This is a genomic window from Parapedobacter tibetensis (genome assembly GCF_024704835.1).
GTDB classification, from domain to species: Bacteria; Bacteroidota; Bacteroidia; order Sphingobacteriales; family Sphingobacteriaceae; genus Parapedobacter; species Parapedobacter tibetensis.
Genome location: NZ_JAMXBE010000023.1, coordinates 32,616 through 49,882, shown reverse-complemented (window position 1 = coordinate 49,882; position 17,267 = coordinate 32,616). Strand labels below are relative to the sequence as shown.

Genomic DNA, 17,267 nt, shown 5'->3' with positions numbered 1-17,267 from the left:
TTGATTGATAAACAAATAAATGATTTAAACATATTCTAATGAAAACTATTTTCAAAATTAAATCGGTTTTGTTCGGCATCCTGTTTTTCGGCTTCATTGCCGAAAGCGCTGCCCAAGAGGTAAAAGACCAGAGCACACGGGATGAACGTGTCCAGAAATTTCTGAAAGAAAGCCAGCAGAAGTGGCAGGATCTAAATGTACCATATGAAGACGGGCAAATATTACATGATCTCATTGTAAACAATAATTATCAATCAGCACTAGAAATAGGCACCTCCACGGGACATTCCACCGTCTGGATCGCATGGGCACTCAGTAAGACCGGCGGCAAGCTGACCACCATAGAAATTGACAAAGAAAGGCAGCAGGAAGCCATCCAAAACCTGGAAGCCGTGGGTCTGTCGGATTTTGTAGATTTCAGGCTGGGCGATGCCCACCAGCTGGTTAAAGAGCTGGATGGACCATTCGACTTTGTTTTTTCAGATGCAGATAAGGACTGGTATGTACAATATTTCAAGGATGTGCATCCCAAACTTAAAAAGGGCGGTCGCTTTACCGCGCATAATGTGCTTCAAAACATGAGTGGAATCCAGGAGTATATGGATTTTGTCAAAAGCCATCCGGATTATGAAACCACTTTAGATCGGTCAAGCAGCTCGGGTATCGCCATTAGTCATAAAAAATAACTAGTTTTTCCCTATTTGCATATACATAACTGCTTTGCCAATTATGCTCAATCTCCGTTGGTACGTGGGCCGCAAAACATTAGTTTGTCCAAATCAACCCCATGTAATGTCTGTTTTACCCCCTAGTCCTATCAAATTAAGATGGTAGTTTTGGGGTTATGAAAATGAAACCAGCTGAGTTTATTGCGCTGTCGGCCTGCACCATGACCTTGACGGCTTTGGGAATTGACATCATGCTTCCGGCATTTGGTGAGCTTCGGGAGCATTTTGGGCTTAGGCCTGGATCTACAGCTCCAGCACAGATCATTTCGTTCTTTTTCATGGGTCAGGTTGTCCAGATTATTTTTGGCGCACTTTCGGACCGTTTCGGACGACTGTCGATCCTACGGGTCGGGTTTCCACTCTACATCATGGGTGGAATAGCTGCGGCCTTTGCCCCAAGCCTGGAACTCATGCTTGCAGCACGCTTTGTGGCCGGCATGGGGGCATCAGCGGTCTTTATGACCACCATCGCGGGTGTTCGCGATCGCTTTGTTGGAGACCAGATGGCCCGCACCATGTCCCTGATCTTTACGATTTTCCTATTCACTCCGATCCTCGCACCCTTTTTAGGGTTGGCTATCCTGTCCGTTTCATCCTGGCAGATGGTATTCCTCACCCCTCCGCTGTTTGCGGTCATCGTGTTTCTCTGGTCGCTTAGACTGGAGGAGTCCCTTCCTCGCGAACAACGTAGCGTGCTCAACTGGATAAGTATCAGTCAGTCCATCCGGAAAGTGATCAGTAACCGGATCTTTCTTCGGTATACCGGGATTACTACCATCCTTTTCGCGGCATTAAGCTCGTACGTCGCCAGCTCCGAACATATTATAGGAGAGATCTACGGCAGACCGGAGCTATTTGCCTGGATTTTTGCTGGTATTGGGTTGATGATGTCGCTTTGCGCCTTACTGAATTCGCGCCTCTCTTCCAGGTATGGGGCACGGCGAACCATAAGATGGCTCCTCCTCATCTACACAGTAGTAGGTGGCCTCCTACTGTTGTACGCATTCTCGTTCGGTGATCCACCGGATATGCACTTATTCTTCATTGCCGTTGCCTTATTGATGGCTATCAATATAGCTGTTGAGCCTAATAGCAGCGCTTTGGCATTGGAGCCGATGGGAAATATGGCGGGTATGGCCTCTGCTATTTACGGAACCTCCTTCTTTTTCATTGGGGCATCTTTGGGATCAGTCATTAGTCATTTACTGGTCATTGGGGTTTTTCCGCTTGTACTAAGCTTTTTTGTCATAGGACTGATCACTGTGCTTTTAGTATTTAGCGATCGTCGACCGCTCAGCAGACCATTTTCCTGACGGATTACCGAATTACCTTCACAAGAGCGGCCACTTGTTCGGGCCCATAGCCTGCATCCATTGCCTTTTTAAAGAGCGTCATCCCAAACAACGGCCAGTCCTTATTGATACCTGCCTGCTCCGCATGTTGGAGCAACAATTTAAAAGTAACCGATGATGTTTTGACGGAACTCTGTACCTGTGTAAAGGCACTTTTCGCAATAATTTCTCCCTCATATTTAATCATTTCACCGGTAATGGGTGCCAAGGCTGCCATCATATTGCCATAGGCTTCCACATCAATATGCTCAGATTCCAATACAACAGCTCCGTGGTAAAAACCCAGTAAACCGCCAAAGAGACAAGATAAAAATGCAAGATCCCAGGCCGAAGCATTTCCCACAGGCTCGCCCATATATTGCAATCCTCCTGCCAATGTTTTCATTACCTTTTCAGCTGTCTCATAAGCCTTTCTTTCGCCTGAAACAAAAATCGGGGTGTCCGGCCTTCCCATTTGTGGTGGTGTAGCTAAAATAGCACCATCAAGATAAGCTGCTCCTGCTTTCTTGGCCAGTTCATGGCCATCCCTTGCGTCCTGCGGTGTTCCGGTACTTAGTTCAATAATCAACCGGTTTTCCAATGCCGCAAACGCACCGTCAGCGTTGAGAATCCGGTGCGAAACCTCATAATCGCTGACACACATAATGGTTATCGGGCTACTGCTTATGGCCGCGGCCGGTGATGCCGCTTTTACAGCACCTACCTTTCTCAAAGCCTCTGTTTTTGCAATATCCCTGTTCCAAACAGTTACTGTATACTCATTTTCCAATAGCACATGGGCTAGTTTTTCGCCCATATTGCCAAGACCAATTACGGTTACATCCTTGTTTATCTCTGCCATAGTTAAAAGTTATTTTTGCAAATTTAGCAGGTTTCAACGGCCTAAACAATAAGGGAAAAAAGATTCATGTAGGGAAGTTTTCTTCCCTATATTGATGTTTTCATTTTATTTATCTTTGTGAAAATTCTTATTGATTATGTACCTGAAAAAGATTCCCGACGAGCATGATTGTGGTATAAGTGTTGCCTTAAAGATAGTAGGAGGCAAATGGAAAGCCTGGATAATTAATTGCATCAGCAAAGGAATGATCCGCCCAAGTCAGTTACACCGTGAACTGACTGTAACAAGCCCTCGCGTCATAAACATTCATCTTAGGGAATTGGAAAAATATGGCATCATAGACAAAATAGTGCATCCCGGCCTACCGCTTAAAGTTGAATATTTTCTTACAGAAACAGGTAAAAGTGTGCTTCCAATTATTGATATAATGGAACGCTGGGGTGACAACCATAGACAACCAGTAAATGAACCGGACAACTAAGATCATTCATTCATCAAACTAGCCATCCGGGTATAGCATTGATCATGGAAATCCATACAACAGTGCCGTGCACGCTATCCATAGCTTAGCTGGTGGTTGGGTAGGGGAATGCGTGGCATGCTCTCTACAACTATACGATACGGGTCAATACTTAGGTCACATTAAATACAAAAAATTTTATTTTCTTTTTTATTTCTTATCTAGATACCAATCGGTATCTTTGTAGGATGAGGAACCCCAGTCAAACCAAGCTGAATATACTGGTCCGCTCCGGCGACCTATTCAACACACAGGGATATAGGGCCACATCAATTGCTAATATCACCAAATCCACCGGTTTTACTAAGGGGGCCATCTACAGGCATTTTGAGAACAAGGAAGAGCTGGAAAACCAAGCCCTCATGCACCTATCCACCGTCATGTTCCAAAAACTAAGAGAACGCATCAAGAAACAAGCGACAGCCCCCGATAAGTTGCGTTCGATATTGAGATTCTTTGAATCATATATCAGTAACCCTCCCCTTGAAGGTGGTTGCCCGTTGATGAACGCAGCCATAGAAGCGGATGACGCGCACCCTTCGCTTAAAAAGGGAGCCAATAAGGTACTTAACCTACTGGAAGAATCCATCATTACAATTCTTGATAACGGGATCCGTTTTAAACAACTCAAACCGGAGATTGATAAAAAGTCTCTGGCAACCCTATTGATTGCAAGCCTCGAAGGAGCCATTATGATGAGCAAGCTCCGTGACGATAACGACGCTATCATCAACGTAGTCAAACACCTGGAAATTGAAATAAAAAAAACTGAGTTATAAAAAATTTTTGACCAACAAGATACCGTTCGGTATTTATAATATAGTATGATGAAGAGGTTACTTACACGTTCAATGGGATTCTACTTAAATTCCCTCGCATTGGTATCGCCGCAATTAGCGGCCAAAAAGGGATTCGAACTCTTTTGCCGTCCATTCCGAGCCCCAATAAAGCCATGGCACAAGCAATTTTTACATTCAGCAGATCTTTTCGAATTCCAGCATGAAAACTACCGGATCCAAGGATACCGCTGGGGCAATGGGGAGAAAAAAATCCTACTGCTTCACGGCTGGCAAAGCCATACCTATCGTTGGAAAGCATTTGTTGAGTCCTTTCAGTGGGAGGAGTACTCCATCTATGCATTTGACGCGCCCGGGCATGGGCTATCAACCGGAAATTTTCTTTCGGTACCCCTATACAGCGATGTCATTGAGCAGGTGATCCATCGTATAGGAGACTTATATGCAATCATTGGCCATTCATTGGGAAGTTTTACATCAATATATACGTACTATCGGTTGGAAGGGTTTCCGGTTGCCAAATTAATCGCTTTGGCTTCGCCGGCGGAAGCAACGGAATTTTTTCAATTCTACCAGCACACGCTCAAGCTTTCAGCCAAAACCATACAAGCCACTATCGCTCACTTTAAACGTGAATTCCAAAAGGGCCCCGAATTCTTTTCGGCACCTTCATTTGCCCGCTCAGTCAATGTTCCTGGCCTAATCATTCATGACCAAGATGATGATGAAACCCCGGTTGAAAACAGCATACGGATAAACCAAGCGTGGGAACAATCGACCCTGCTCATCACCAAAGGACTTGGGCATAAGTTAAAAGGTTCTGCCGTGTTGAAACACGTAAATGAATTCATGCTCGATGGGCACTCGGAAAGTACTCGCACGGCGAGCAACCATTGATCGCCGTACTACAAAAGCATTTGTAGATTACGCATGCAGATCACACCATTTTTTTTATATTTGCATCGGTCTATCCAAATTTACTACTTGGATATAAATAGACTCCGTAGCTCAGCTGGTAGAGCAACTGACTCTTAATCAGTGGGTCCAGAGTTCGAATCTCTGCGGGGTCACTAGTTTCTAAAAGCTCTTTTTTCTCAAAAAGAGCTTTTTTTTATGCATAGACGCATATTTTGCTTTTTCCATCGCTAAAACTTCNATAAATAGACTCCGTAGCTCAGCTGGTAGAGCAACTGACTCTTAATCAGTGGGTCCAGAGTTCGAATCTCTGCGGGGTCACTAGTTTCTAAAAGCTCTTTTTTCTCAAAAAGAGCTTTTTTTTATGCATAGACGCATATTTTGCTTTTTCCATCGCTAAAACTTCTGGTTCTATGACGCTTTGTATGGCTAAACGGATTCACTTAACCTGCCTACGCAGCGGACGCCCGCTAGAGGCAAAACCTTTGAGGGGACTGGTTCGATGAAGAATACCGACCAGTGGTTTGACAAAAACTAGACAACGTGTAGACATTTTCGGAGCTCCTTCGGGACTGCAACGGGATTTCTTCGAGACTACAACGGGGCTGGTACGGGCGCAGGCCGATCAAGGGTCGTCGCTTGCCCGGTACCCATCCGGTTTATATCCGAAGCCGTCTCCAATTCATCCCCAACCGTGGAGAGGCTAAATTCGATTACCCACACTATCCGTCATAGAGCCAAACTTCTTGTAATTCTCGGCTCAAAAACAGCTACTGTCCGCAACAGCCAAATTGATTTCTTCAAGTGGACGAAGGCTGCCATTAACGAAATTACCGTCGTTTACAAACGGTCTGTCTATGGTGTCAGGTTAGAAGATGCCATTTTGACTGCTGGTGATTCCGACAGCATGGACACTAGCCCCATTAGACCCATTATCTTAGCCGATTTGTTAACTTTGTATCAAATTTTACCCAACGTATAAACCTTGCATTCTTTTTGCCGTTTAGGGAGTATGAAGAAAGTCTTAATGGTCCTTAGTTCGCATGCTGCATTGCAGCACACGGACGAACGTACAGGTGTCTGGTTGTGTTCGTTCACCGATCCTTATTATACGTTTTTTGATGAAGGCTTTGAAGTGACATTGGCCAGTCCGATGGGTGGCCCGGTGCCGGTCGACCCCATGAGTGAACAGACAACGCATGCCAGCCTCGGCACGGCTCGCTTTGCCGCGGATGAAGACGTGCGGCTGGCCATTGGGAATACCTGGAAACTAGACGAGGTGCAGGCTTCGGATTTTGATGCCTTGTATTATCCAGATAGCCACGGGGCCATGTGGGATCTGGTAGACAATGAACGGAACGCGCGGCTGTTGCTGGGTTTCCTTGATGCCGGAAAGCCAGTGGCCATGGTTGGTCATAGCGCGGCAGCCCTGATCAAAGTGGCGGCTCAACGGCCGGAGATGTTACAGGGCCGGCACCTGACCTGTTTCAGCAATACGGAAGAGGCTTTATTGAAACGGCATCACCATATTCCTTTTGCATTAAAGGATCGCCTGAAAGAACTGGGTGCGGTCTACGAAAAAGGCATCATCCCGTTTACGCCCCACTTGGTAGTGGAGGGTCTGCTGATCACAGGACAAAATGCATCGTCGTCACTGCCAACGGTGCAGGCTGTGGTCAAAGCGTTGGAAGGGGAATTGGTATAAATGTTTCTTATATCCTTATAGACCACTTTCTGGAATTTCGGTTTCTGGATTGCTAGTCTTCCGTTTTATATCAGTAATAATATATTTTTCAACTTGATTTATCTTTATAATTGTGCTATCGGTTGTAATGGTGTATTGTGAGTCATCGATCCCAGTAACCTCACCCTCTCCGTATACATCTGATAGGTCATTGTATACGCCTAATATAGTTAATGTGTTGTCAACGTCCATATCGCCGTGATGTACCTTGACGGAATCCAACACGTTATGATCATCAAAATAAAAATAGTGCACGCCCACAAATCCCTTGAGCGGAAAAATGTTCAACAACCTATCCTGTTCGTACCTTGAATCATTTTCGGTCTCCAACTCGGTATTGATTTTCACTACTGCTTCATTTTCCCATCTTGTAAGCATCTCCGGTCTAAGGACATCCCAAATACTATCAATTTTTGAGGACTCAAGTATGGGTACTTTTGCTTCGGATTTGACAATTTTGCCATTTATATATTCAATTTCAATCGTAAATACAGCCTCAGGCGCCTCAAAGGCAACAAACGTTACGCGCTGGTTATCCCCTGCTAATACTTTTGATTGCTTATTATAGGAGACCTTGATTCCCCTTAACTCCATTGGAGATAGCGCGCTGGATATTTCAGCCCTTGTAACCGTCAATTCTGTCGATATGGTATCCGATACGCCAAAAAATCCCCTATCGAATTTTGCCTCCACCCCTACATTATACCTATCTGAAAGCGTTTCCTCATGTATGGAATCATCCTTTACGCACGATACTAGAACAAACAAAATCAATGGAATAGTTAGGAGTCTCATGGTTTTAAATATTATTAGTTGTAGTTGGTCAAAAAACTTTTTCAAAGTCCTTTATTGATTTTATATAATATGCTGTTGGCAAATGTACATATAATCAGTACAAGTAGCCAAAAACGGATGAAATAGCGAGCAAAGACATAAAAAATCATGCCAGAACATAAATCGACAACTTGTTTTTATACGCCGTTTTTGTAACTTGCATAAAAAAATAACGTATCAAAGGTTGCTTATCACCTTAAGAGACAAAAAAACTATCCGGTGGCAACTGTTGTTAACCGTACAAAAGCAAACCATTATTACCATGATGAAGAACTCACGTCGCGACTTCCTACAGAAATTGGCTGCATCAGCCATGACCATGCCCGTCCTATCATCATATGGCGCATTCAGCAAGCTGGATTTGTACCCCCCTTCTTACCAAGGGCCTACGTTGCGGGTGGCCCTCATGGGGCTTGGTGGCTATGCCTCCCGGGTGGCCGCTGCCATGCAGGATTGCAAACGCGCTAAGATAACGGGACTAATTAGTGGCACACCTTCCAAAATCAAAGACTGGCGGGCCAAATACGATATCCCCGAAAAGAACTGCTACAATTATGAGAATTTCGACAATGTCAAGGACAACCCCGACATTGACGCTGTGTACGTGATTACACCGAATGCGCTCCACCATGAGCACGTAATCAGGGTGGCTCAGGCCGGTAAACATGCCATTTGTGAAAAACCCATGGCCATCAATGCGAAGGAAGGCCAGGATATGGTAGACGCGTGTGCAAAAGCAAATGTGAAATTACTCGTAGGCTACCGTATGCATTTCGAACCCAAAACGCTTGAAGTCGTCCGCATGCGCACTGAAGGGGAATTGGGCAACATCAAGTTTTTCCAAGGACTATGCGGTTTTCGAATAGGCGACCCCAACCAATGGCGGTTGGATAAGGCACTCGCAGGCGGTGGGGCACTGATGGACATCGGTATCTATGCCATAAATGGTGCCCGTTACATGGTTGGTGAAGAACCAGTTTGGGTAACTGCACAAGAAACCAAAACGGATAACGTGAAATTCAAGGAAGGGGTAGACGAAACCATCTTGTTCCAATTGGGTTTCCCAAGTGGGGCATTAGCTTCCTGCCTCTCTACATACAACATGAATTACCTCGACCGTTTTTTCCTAAATGGTGAAAACGGCTTTGCGGAATTGCAACCCTCCACGGGCTATGGCCCCATCAAAGGCCGCACGAATAAAGGCGAACTGTCCCAACCCCATATTACCCATCAAACCTTGCAAATGGATGAAATGGCTGGTATTATCCTTGATGACAATAAGCCCATAGTACCCGTTGATGGATTAGAAGGTTTGAAAGACCTGAAAATTATCGATGCTATATACCAGGCTTGCGCAACGGGAAATAGGCAGGAGCTGCAATTGTAATGGATAGCGAGCGATGCAATAGGGAAACTTAGTGCTCTTCCTTAAAATACACTTTGTAATAATTCAACCCTTTTTCGTCGTCATAACCCTTCTCGATGTATTCCCGCTTGCCATGTACGTAAATATGGAAATTCTTATCCAGCTTCAATACACTTTTATAAGTAGATTGGGCCTTCTTTACCGCTTGGTCCGAAATACCAAAATTACTGTCAATGGGCATGTCATATTCCTTTTCGAATTGTTGACGATAGTCATTGAAAAGGTTAATCGCCTGCGGATTACCTAAGATTTCTTCCTCAAACTCTTCTTGTTTGAACGTTTCCTTCTCCTTGAAGTAATCCATCGAACGATTGAGCAAATCAATCTTGTCCGTACGCCCCATTTCAAACGTTTCATCCAATCCCTCGCTGACAAAATTTTTATATACTTTCAGAAAATTTCCGGTTTGGTGGAATGCATCATTTCGAACACGTAACTTGAGAAAGTCATCTTTCCAATATGCCGCTTCTTGTTGCCGGTTGGTTTGGTCGACTACCAATACTTTGTATCCCTCTTCACTTTCCGTATTGACAATAAGGCAGCCTTTGTCCAGCTTGTTGATGTTAATGGCCTCTTGTTCGTAATCCATATTGAATGCTCCCTCTGTAGGGTATACTTTGAGATAGGTCTCCTTGTTTTCAGATTTAAATATCCCAATGGCTTCATGTACTTCCCCCTCCAGCTGCACGCCTTGTAGATGCACCACATAGAGCTCGCCTCCTTTTATCTTGGGGTGGTTGGAAGATTCAAATAAATGCTTGCAAATTTGTTGGCTAAGCTCATGGAATCCCAATTGTCCCTGAAAAAATTCCTTGGAAAAATGATGCAATTCATTGAGTGCAAGGGTACCATTGGGATGAAAAAAACGGTATACTTCAGCCACTTTGGCAAATGGGTTTAAGAAATACTGCATCAATAATTGGGCTAACAATTCATCCTGTAAATCCACACGATGATCTGAAAGTACATAAAACTCATCCTGCAATTTGTTGCCCACTCGGTGGATGGATAGGTGTTCGATAATAGCGTCAGTATGGTAAAACATGTATATAGTTGATTTAATGACTAGCGAAGCCTAAGTATAAATACGGATAGCTTCCTTGAATGTACGGCAATGCGCATCTACAATATCACGAATATGAGATGAATAACCTCCTCCCATGCTCACCTGCACCGGTATATTTGCCGATTTACAGCACCGAAAAACCAGTTCATCCCGCCTCCGGCATCCTTCCTTGGTTAAGGTCAATTTCCCCAGTTTATCTGTCGTAAGCACATCCACCCCCGCTTGGTAAAAAACGAAATCTGGTTTCACTCGCTTAATGATCATTTCCAGCTCCTGTTCCAGTATGCGTAAGTATGTATCATCGCCTGTTCCATCAGGCAGGCCCACATCCATATCGGAGCGCTCCTTGCGAAACGGGAAATTCCGCTCACCATGCATCGAAAAGGTAAATACGCAGTCGTCACCCTCAAAAATCTGTGCCGTACCGTTCCCTTGGTGGACATCCAAATCGACAATCAGCACCTGGTTGCAAATTCCATGATGTACCAAGTGCGCCGCTGCGATTGCTTGGTCATTGAGCAAGCAAAAACCTTCACCCCAATCGCGTCCGGCATGGTGTGTACCCCCGGCTACATTGAATGCCACACCATCCTCCATGGCAAAAAGGCACCCATCCACCGTACCCTGTGCGATCCGTAGCTCACGGGCCACCAATTGGGCAGATAATGGGAAGCCAATACGTCTTACCATAGCGGGGGAAAGCGTTAAATCCAGCAATTGCCGGCAATAGCTCGGGGAGTGTGCCTGTGTAATGGTTTCAAAATCGGCCAACACCGGCTCGAAGAAACTATCGGGTTGGACAGTTCCTTCATGGAGCAACTGGGCAGGAATCAATTCATACTTCGCCATTGGGAAACGATGGCCTTCTGGCAAGGGCTGTACATAAAAGGGATGGTAAGCAATCTTGAGCAACGATGAAATTGTTTTGATCGTTGCGAAGATAGCAAAACAAAGTTTAACATAAAGTTGCTTCTTTGGGATATAAATTCCATTTTTGGAAGTTAAAATAAAATACTAAGGACATACTAAATCCATGGATACCACGGCAACACTCCCTATCCTATCAGCTGAAGAACAACGCGTACTAGGCTCCCTGATGGAAAAAGCAAGGACTACTCCAGAATATTACCCCCTCACTTTAAATGGCTTGGTTTCCGCATGCAACCAAAAGACTTCTAGAAAACCGGTGGTAAATTATGACGATAGCACGATTATCTCCACCCTGGATTCTCTGCGGAAAAAGGGATTGGTATCAACGGTAACGGGAGGATCCAGTAGGGTAACTAAATTCAAGCATAATTTTGCGGTAGTATACCCTGTGGTGCCCGCCGAAGTGACCATTATTTGTCTACTATTGCTACGTGGGTCGCAAACACCGGGCGAACTGAATACTAATTCGGGTAGGATGTACGAATTTGAATCGCTTGATGAGGTACAATCATTGCTCGATAACCTAGCCAATGCCGAACAACCCTATGTTAGGCAATTGCCCAAACGCCCGGGACAAAAAGAAGCGCGGTACGTGCATCTCTTGGGTGGTGATGATAGCATAGACGAGGATGAAGCCGACTTCAATGATACACATTCCTCATCCGAACTAGCAACCCGCTTAGCCAAAGTGGAGGCGGAATTGGCCGCATTGCGGGCGGAATTTGACAAATTGATGCATGAATTATCCTGAATCCTGTATTCCCTGAATTGGTTTATAAAACCAAAACCAATCAATAGTTGTTATCTTTACAAGAGTTTAACATCTCAAACCCGTAATTATGGACACGAAACCAATAAAATACGGCCGTATACTCATTGCGACAGATGATAGTGAATGTTCAAAAAAGGCATTGCAACATGGCCACCACCTCGCTACAATAATGGAATCATCCGTGGCACTGATACACGTCATTGAGCCTGCGGCGCCTACCAATTACGGAGCCGATCCTTTGATGGGGCAGCAGCCCATTATCATCCCTGAAACCACGGAAGTACAGGAAAAGAACGCCAAGGCCATGCTGGATGAAATCAGCAAAGAATTCAACGATGTGAAGGAAGTATCCACATTCTGCCGCATAGGTAACCCAAAACAGGAAATACTCACCGTAGCCGGTGAGTGGGCGGCAGACCTGATCATTATGGGTACGCATGGGCGCACCGGTTTTGACCATTTCATATCTGGCAGCGTGTCCGAAAGCGTAACCAGAAGGGCCAGTTGCCCGGTATTAGTGGTTCCAGGCAAATGCTAAACTTATTAAAACCAACAAAGCCATCCGACAGCTGTCGGATGGCTTTGTTGGTTTATCGCTTTGGAAGCGTATATCGTTAATTACTCCCCATGTAGCCATGCCTTCTTGGCCAGCAGCTCCTCTTCAGTCTCACGTACGTCTTCATCATCCACGCAGCAATCCACCGGACATACTGCCGCACACTGTGGCTCGTCATGGAAGCCTACACATTCCGTGCATTTATCCGAAACAATGTAATATACTTCATCGGATAACGCAGATTGTTCCTCTTCCGCATTGAGTGTGGTGCCATCACCAAAATCGATGACTCCATGCAACTCCGTCCCTTCAGAAAACCGCCAGCTCACCCCTGCATCGTATATCGCATTATTAGGGCATTCTGGCTCACACGCCCCGCAATTGATGCACTCATCTGTTATCTTGATTGCCATTTATATCCTTACACTAAATGATAAAATAAAAAACCTATTTTTGTAATCCGTTCTGAATAAAAAAAGTTCACTACAAAATCAGTCGTCTTTTTTATCGACTGCTTAATTTTTCTCTGCAAAGATACAACAAATATTGTACAAATAAGGGGTTAAAGTTTAGATTTTGACAAAGAAACAACGCATCGAAACCTTCTGCTCATTGGGCGAATACCTATTTTCCGGCAGCCTGCACCTGCAACAAATCATTGAATCAGCAGCATATTATAATAGTTGGTTTACCCAGCCCAATATCCGCAAAGCACTGGAAGCCGCAGCACAAAACCTAACGACGGAAAAACTGGAAAATTGGCTTGGGCCTTATCCATTTGACGAGGAAACGGACAAAACCGTCGGCTTGATCATGGCTGGAAACATCCCGTTGGTTGGCTTCCATGATATCCTTTGCGTACTCGGCGCGGGCTTCAATGTTCTGGTAAAACCATCATCCGACGACCTAAAACTTACCACCCACCTATTGGATAAATTGCAGGAAATTGCTCCCTCTTTTTCCCATAAGATTACCATTGCCGAACGGCTAAGCGATTTCGACTTGGTTATCGCCACGGGAAATGACAACAGTGCAAGATACTTTTCTTATTATTTTGGCAACAAGCCCCATATCATAAGGAAGAACCGGAATAGTGCAGCCGTACTGACGGGGAAAGAAAGCAAAGACGAACTCCAACAGCTTGGCAACGATATATTTGATTATTTTGGCCTCGGGTGCCGCAATGTCTCTAAGCTATTTTTACCCGAAGGTTATGACATTTCAACATTTTTCGAAGGGATAGCACATTTTTCTGATGTATTCAACCACCATAAATACGCCAACAATTACGATTACAACAAGTCTATTTACCTCATCAATGGCGACCGACATTACGATAATGGTTTCCTACTTGTGAAGCATGATGAACGGATCGCTTCTCCGTTGGCAGTTTTGTATCATGAAACATACAGCAGCATTGGTGCACTTACGGAACAGTTGACGACATTGGCCCCTCAATTACAATGTGTGGTCAGCCATGAAAAACTGATCATCCCCACCCCGGTGGTTGATTTCGGCCAAAGCCAACAGCCGGCCCTTGATGATTATGCCGATGGTGTGAACACATTGGATTTTTTGGCCAGCAATATGGAATAGCAAGGAGTAGGCTGGTATAGTCAAGAACATGGGCGGAAGCTTTTATCTTTCGCCCAATTAATGCTAACTTTGCCCCACCATGTATGTCATCAAGGTCAAGGGCGTAGCCAAAATACCGGATTATGTCCAATTGCGGGATGATGCCTTTACATTGCTCGCTTATTTCAGGGTAGATCGCCCCGACAAATCCTTGGAAAAACTGGGATTGGGTGACAAGATAGCGCACATCATGGAAATCGTTAAGGAAATGCCCTTTGGACAAATTAAAAAACTAGAATTGTAAGCATATGATAGGCGATACGGTAATTACACTCAAAAATGTAGACATCTACCAGCCCAAGCATCTGGTGCTCTCCAACGTCAATCTAAAGATAGACAAGAGCGAATTTGTATTCCTTATCGGCCAAACCGGAAGCGGTAAGAGCAGCCTATTGAAAATTATTTACGGCGACCTGCATATCGCCAGTGGCGAAGGGATGGTAGCAGGTTTTGACCTGAAGAACCTCAGCGGTCGGGAAGTCCCCTATTTGCGCAGGAAATTAGGCATCGTTTTCCAGGATTTCCACCTGCTTACGGACCGTACCGTGGAAAAAAACCTGGAGTTTGCGCTACGCGCCACCGGATGGAAAGACAAGGGGCTCATCAATAATCGAATGCTTGATGTATTGGAAAAAGTAGGCCTGCGTTCCAAGTTGAAGAAAATGCCGCATGAGCTGTCGGGTGGCGAGCAACAGCGCGTGGTCATTGCACGTGCTTTGCTGAATAATCCGGAAATTATCCTGGCCGATGAGCCTACGGGCAACCTTGACCCAGAAACATCCGAAGAAATTGTGCTGCTGCTGAAAGAAATCAGTCGATCAGGAACGGCCATCCTGATGGCCACCCATGATTACCAAATCATCCGGAGCATGCCCTCACGTATCATCAAAACGGCCGATGGTGCAATGCACGACAACGTGTCGATATAACCTGTCGGGTCTCTGCCAACAGCCAATCAACACGCCATTTTGTAAGTGTTTTACTGCAAAAAACTGACAGGGTGACGGTATTTCGCCATTGGCAACGAAATTGAGACGTCATAGCGGCTGGGACACCTGCCTATGGGGGAAATTGTTTGGAAAAAACAGTGAAAACAACTATGGCAAATAACAGAAAAAAAAGAAATAAGGACAACAACGATATAATGGGTGAAAATGAATTTGCTGCCCAAGAAGCGCAGCCGACCGAAACTGCTCAAACCGAAAACGAAACGGATACCGCAAACGAAGAGATAACGGCCGAAGAGCGACTGGCAACCGAATTGGCCGCGGCAAATGACAAATACTTGCGCCTATATGCCGAATTTGATAATTACAAACGCCGGATTGCCAAAGAACGCATCGAACTCATGCAATCAGCAGGCAAAGATATCATTGTTAGCCTGCTTCCATTGGTAGACGATTTTGACCGTGCATTGAAAGTAATGGAAACCTCTATGGAAACCGCTGCGGTGAAAGAAGGGATTATATTGGTCAGCCAAAAACTAAAAAACGTCTTGCTACAACAGGGATTGAAGGAAATGGAATCCATAGGCAAACCATTCGATGCCGAACTGCAAGAAGCAATCACCACGATACCTGCCCCCAATGATGAACTGAAGGGTAAAGTGATCGATGAAATCGAAAAGGGGTATTATTTACACGACAAAGTCATACGGCATGCCAAAGTGGTGGTAGGCAATTAAATACTTAAGTAAGCATGGCAAAACAAGATTACTATGATGTGTTGGGTGTTTCGCGTAATGCGGACCAAGCGGAAATAAAGTCAGCCTACCGAAAACTGGCCATCAAATACCACCCTGACAAAAACCCGAATAATAAGGAAGCTGAGGAGAAATTCAAGGAGGCCGCAGAGGCCTATGAGGTCCTGAGCAATCCCGAAAAAAGGCAACGTTACGACCAATTCGGACATGGTGGCAATGCCGCCGGTGGTTTCAGTGGCGGGGGCATGAATATGGAAGACATATTCAGTCAGTTCGGTGATATTTTCGGTGGCGGTGGCAGTCCGTTTGACAGTTTCTTCGGTGGTGGTGGCCAGCGTGGCGGACGTCGCGTGGCCAAAGGCACCAACCTACGTATCAAGGTGAAGCTTACTCTCCAGGAAATTGCCAAGGGAGCTGAAAAAAAGATCAGGGTAAACAAGCAGGTCATCTGCTCTACATGTGACGGAACCGGTGCCAAGGACAAATCGTCATTCCACACCTGCCGTACCTGTGGGGGTACCGGCGCCGTAAGGAGAGTCACCAACACCATCCTTGGGCAAATGCAAACCACCAGTACTTGCCCCACTTGCAATGGTGAAGGTGTGGAAATATCTGCCAAATGTTCAGAATGCCATGGAGATGGGCTGGTGCGTGGCGAGGAAACCATCAGTATTAATATACCGGCCGGTGTAAGCGAAGGCATGCAACTCTCCATGAGTGGCAAGGGAAATGCCGCTCCCAGAGGCGGGGTTCCGGGTGACTTGATCATCCTCATTGAAGAGATACCACATGAAACCCTCAAAAGAGATGGCACCAATGTCATCTTCGACCTGTATGTCAATTTCGTAGATGCTGCGTTGGGCACCAGTGTGGAAATCCCGACCTTGGATGGCAAAGCGAAAATCAAAATCGAACCCGGCACACAAGGGGGAAAAATACTACGGCTCAAAGGAAAAGGCATACCCGAAGTAAACTCTTATCATAAAGGCGACCAACTGGTTTATGTAAATGTGTGGACGCCCAAAGCGTTATCTTCGGAAGAAAAAGAAATGCTCGAACGCCTACGCAGTTCGCCCAACTTCAAGCCCCAACCGGGCAGAAATGAGAAGACCTTTTTCGAACGAATAAAAGAATATTTCGAATAAAAAGCGGCATCCCGTTTTGCACGATGAATTAAAAGCCAAGCAGCAAAGTCTGTTTGGCTTTTGTGTTGACATAACCATGACTGACATATATTGTCAAAAAGTCAATATCAAAAGTACCTGAAACTTACATTTTGTCAAAAACTGCCAAAACAAGTAAAAAATTACTAGCGCTATATCTTGCATAAATAGGTTAATGATTTATCCATGGCTAATTTACTGATAATAAGCGAGCAAATTAAAATCGACAAAACGGTGACAAAAACAACTATTCAAAAAATCCAGTTTGGCATCAGTATTGTTTTAC

20 protein-coding genes and 2 tRNA genes are annotated in these 17,267 nt (G+C 45.0%); 17 read left to right on the top strand and 5 right to left on the bottom strand.

Annotated elements, in window-relative coordinates; genetic code table 11:
• The first annotated feature begins 38 nt into the window (after positions 1–38).
• Both NF543_RS23500 and NF543_RS23495 read left to right on the top strand, forming a co-directional pair.
• Positions 39–686, top strand: coding sequence for an O-methyltransferase (locus NF543_RS23500; protein WP_257670650.1), 648 nt, complete (start codon positions 39–41; stop codon positions 684–686).
• A 164-nt stretch (positions 687–850) separates the two neighbouring features.
• On the top strand, positions 851–2,041 hold the full coding sequence (locus NF543_RS23495; RefSeq protein WP_257670649.1) for an MFS transporter: 1,191 nt from the start codon (positions 851–853) through the stop codon (positions 2,039–2,041).
• 4 nt (positions 2,042–2,045) lie between these two features.
• Here the strand turns inward: NF543_RS23495 and NF543_RS23490 are convergent, their stop codons facing one another.
• Positions 2,046–2,921 carry an NAD(P)-dependent oxidoreductase gene (locus NF543_RS23490; RefSeq protein ID WP_257670648.1) on the bottom strand — a complete coding sequence of 292 codons (876 nt, stop codon included), beginning with the start codon at positions 2,919–2,921 and terminating at the stop codon, positions 2,046–2,048.
• Between the two features lie 136 nt (positions 2,922–3,057).
• On the opposite strand from NF543_RS23490, the gene NF543_RS23485 reads away from it, so the two are divergent.
• From NF543_RS23485 to NF543_RS23455, 7 genes are all read left to right on the top strand, one after another.
• On the top strand, positions 3,058–3,402 hold the full coding sequence (locus NF543_RS23485; RefSeq protein WP_257670647.1) for a winged helix-turn-helix transcriptional regulator: 345 nt from the start codon (positions 3,058–3,060) through the stop codon (positions 3,400–3,402).
• A gap of 227 nt (positions 3,403–3,629) precedes the next feature.
• Positions 3,630–4,220 (top strand): TetR/AcrR family transcriptional regulator, encoded by a 591-nt coding sequence (locus NF543_RS23480; protein ID WP_257670646.1) that lies wholly within the window; start codon positions 3,630–3,632, stop codon positions 4,218–4,220.
• Between the two features lie 48 nt (positions 4,221–4,268).
• Positions 4,269–5,135, top strand: coding sequence for an alpha/beta hydrolase (locus NF543_RS23475; RefSeq protein WP_257670645.1), 867 nt, complete (start codon positions 4,269–4,271; stop codon positions 5,133–5,135).
• Between the two features lie 100 nt (positions 5,136–5,235).
• Positions 5,236–5,308: transfer RNA gene (locus NF543_RS23470), tRNA-Lys, on the top strand.
• 93 nt (positions 5,309–5,401) lie between these two features.
• A tRNA-Lys gene (locus NF543_RS23465) sits at positions 5,402–5,474 on the top strand.
• A gap of 203 nt (positions 5,475–5,677) precedes the next feature.
• Positions 5,678–5,860, top strand: a complete 183-nt coding sequence (locus NF543_RS23460) for a hypothetical protein (protein WP_257670644.1) — start codon at positions 5,678–5,680, stop codon at positions 5,858–5,860.
• A 305-nt stretch (positions 5,861–6,165) separates the two neighbouring features.
• Entirely contained in the window at positions 6,166–6,858 is a 693-nt protein-coding gene (locus NF543_RS23455; RefSeq protein WP_257670643.1) for a type 1 glutamine amidotransferase domain-containing protein, read from the top strand.
• Positions 6,859–6,873: 15 nt separating this feature from the next.
• Here the strand turns inward: NF543_RS23455 and NF543_RS23450 are convergent, their stop codons facing one another.
• Positions 6,874–7,737: a hypothetical protein gene (locus NF543_RS23450; RefSeq protein WP_257670642.1), complete on the bottom strand. Its 864-nt coding sequence runs from the start codon at positions 7,735–7,737 to the stop codon at positions 6,874–6,876.
• Positions 7,738–7,993: 256 nt separating this feature from the next.
• On the opposite strand from NF543_RS23450, the gene NF543_RS23445 reads away from it, so the two are divergent.
• Positions 7,994–9,118 (top strand): Gfo/Idh/MocA family protein, encoded by a 1,125-nt coding sequence (locus NF543_RS23445; protein WP_257670641.1) that lies wholly within the window; start codon positions 7,994–7,996, stop codon positions 9,116–9,118.
• A gap of 28 nt (positions 9,119–9,146) precedes the next feature.
• Here the strand turns inward: NF543_RS23445 and NF543_RS23440 are convergent, their stop codons facing one another.
• The gene (locus tag NF543_RS23440; RefSeq protein ID WP_257670640.1) at positions 9,147–10,202 is read right to left on the bottom strand and encodes a nucleoid-associated protein; all 1,056 of its coding nucleotides are present in this window, start codon (positions 10,200–10,202) and stop codon (positions 9,147–9,149) included.
• Between the two features lie 30 nt (positions 10,203–10,232).
• Positions 10,233–11,135 carry a histone deacetylase family protein gene (locus NF543_RS23435; RefSeq protein WP_257670639.1) on the bottom strand — a complete coding sequence of 301 codons (903 nt, stop codon included), beginning with the start codon at positions 11,133–11,135 and terminating at the stop codon, positions 10,233–10,235.
• Positions 11,136–11,256: 121 nt separating this feature from the next.
• On the opposite strand from NF543_RS23435, the gene NF543_RS23430 reads away from it, so the two are divergent.
• Positions 11,257–11,904 carry a YceH family protein gene (locus NF543_RS23430; RefSeq protein WP_257670638.1) on the top strand — a complete coding sequence of 216 codons (648 nt, stop codon included), beginning with the start codon at positions 11,257–11,259 and terminating at the stop codon, positions 11,902–11,904.
• 88 nt (positions 11,905–11,992) lie between these two features.
• The gene (locus NF543_RS23425) at positions 11,993–12,463 is read left to right on the top strand and encodes a universal stress protein (protein ID WP_257670637.1); all 471 of its coding nucleotides are present in this window, start codon (positions 11,993–11,995) and stop codon (positions 12,461–12,463) included.
• A gap of 80 nt (positions 12,464–12,543) precedes the next feature.
• On the opposite strand, the gene NF543_RS23420 is transcribed toward NF543_RS23425, so the two are convergent.
• Positions 12,544–12,894 (bottom strand): 4Fe-4S dicluster domain-containing protein, encoded by a 351-nt coding sequence (locus tag NF543_RS23420; protein ID WP_257670636.1) that lies wholly within the window; start codon positions 12,892–12,894, stop codon positions 12,544–12,546.
• A 163-nt stretch (positions 12,895–13,057) separates the two neighbouring features.
• On the opposite strand from NF543_RS23420, the gene NF543_RS23415 reads away from it, so the two are divergent.
• The 5 genes from NF543_RS23415 (at position 13,058) to dnaJ (ending at position 16,963) form a co-directional block, all read left to right on the top strand.
• On the top strand, positions 13,058–14,077 hold the full coding sequence (locus NF543_RS23415) for an acyl-CoA reductase (protein WP_257670635.1): 1,020 nt from the start codon (positions 13,058–13,060) through the stop codon (positions 14,075–14,077).
• A 79-nt stretch (positions 14,078–14,156) separates the two neighbouring features.
• Positions 14,157–14,360 carry a fructose-6-phosphate aldolase gene (locus NF543_RS23410; RefSeq protein WP_257670634.1) on the top strand — a complete coding sequence of 68 codons (204 nt, stop codon included), beginning with the start codon at positions 14,157–14,159 and terminating at the stop codon, positions 14,358–14,360.
• Positions 14,361–14,364: 4 nt separating this feature from the next.
• Positions 14,365–15,045, top strand: a complete 681-nt coding sequence (locus NF543_RS23405) for a cell division ATP-binding protein FtsE (protein WP_257670633.1) — start codon at positions 14,365–14,367, stop codon at positions 15,043–15,045.
• Between the two features lie 170 nt (positions 15,046–15,215).
• Entirely contained in the window at positions 15,216–15,800 is a 585-nt protein-coding gene (locus tag NF543_RS23400; protein WP_257670632.1) for a nucleotide exchange factor GrpE, read from the top strand.
• A gap of 14 nt (positions 15,801–15,814) precedes the next feature.
• Positions 15,815–16,963, top strand: coding sequence for a molecular chaperone DnaJ (gene dnaJ / locus NF543_RS23395; protein WP_257670631.1), 1,149 nt, complete (start codon positions 15,815–15,817; stop codon positions 16,961–16,963).
• The last annotated feature ends 304 nt before the right edge of the window (positions 16,964–17,267 follow it).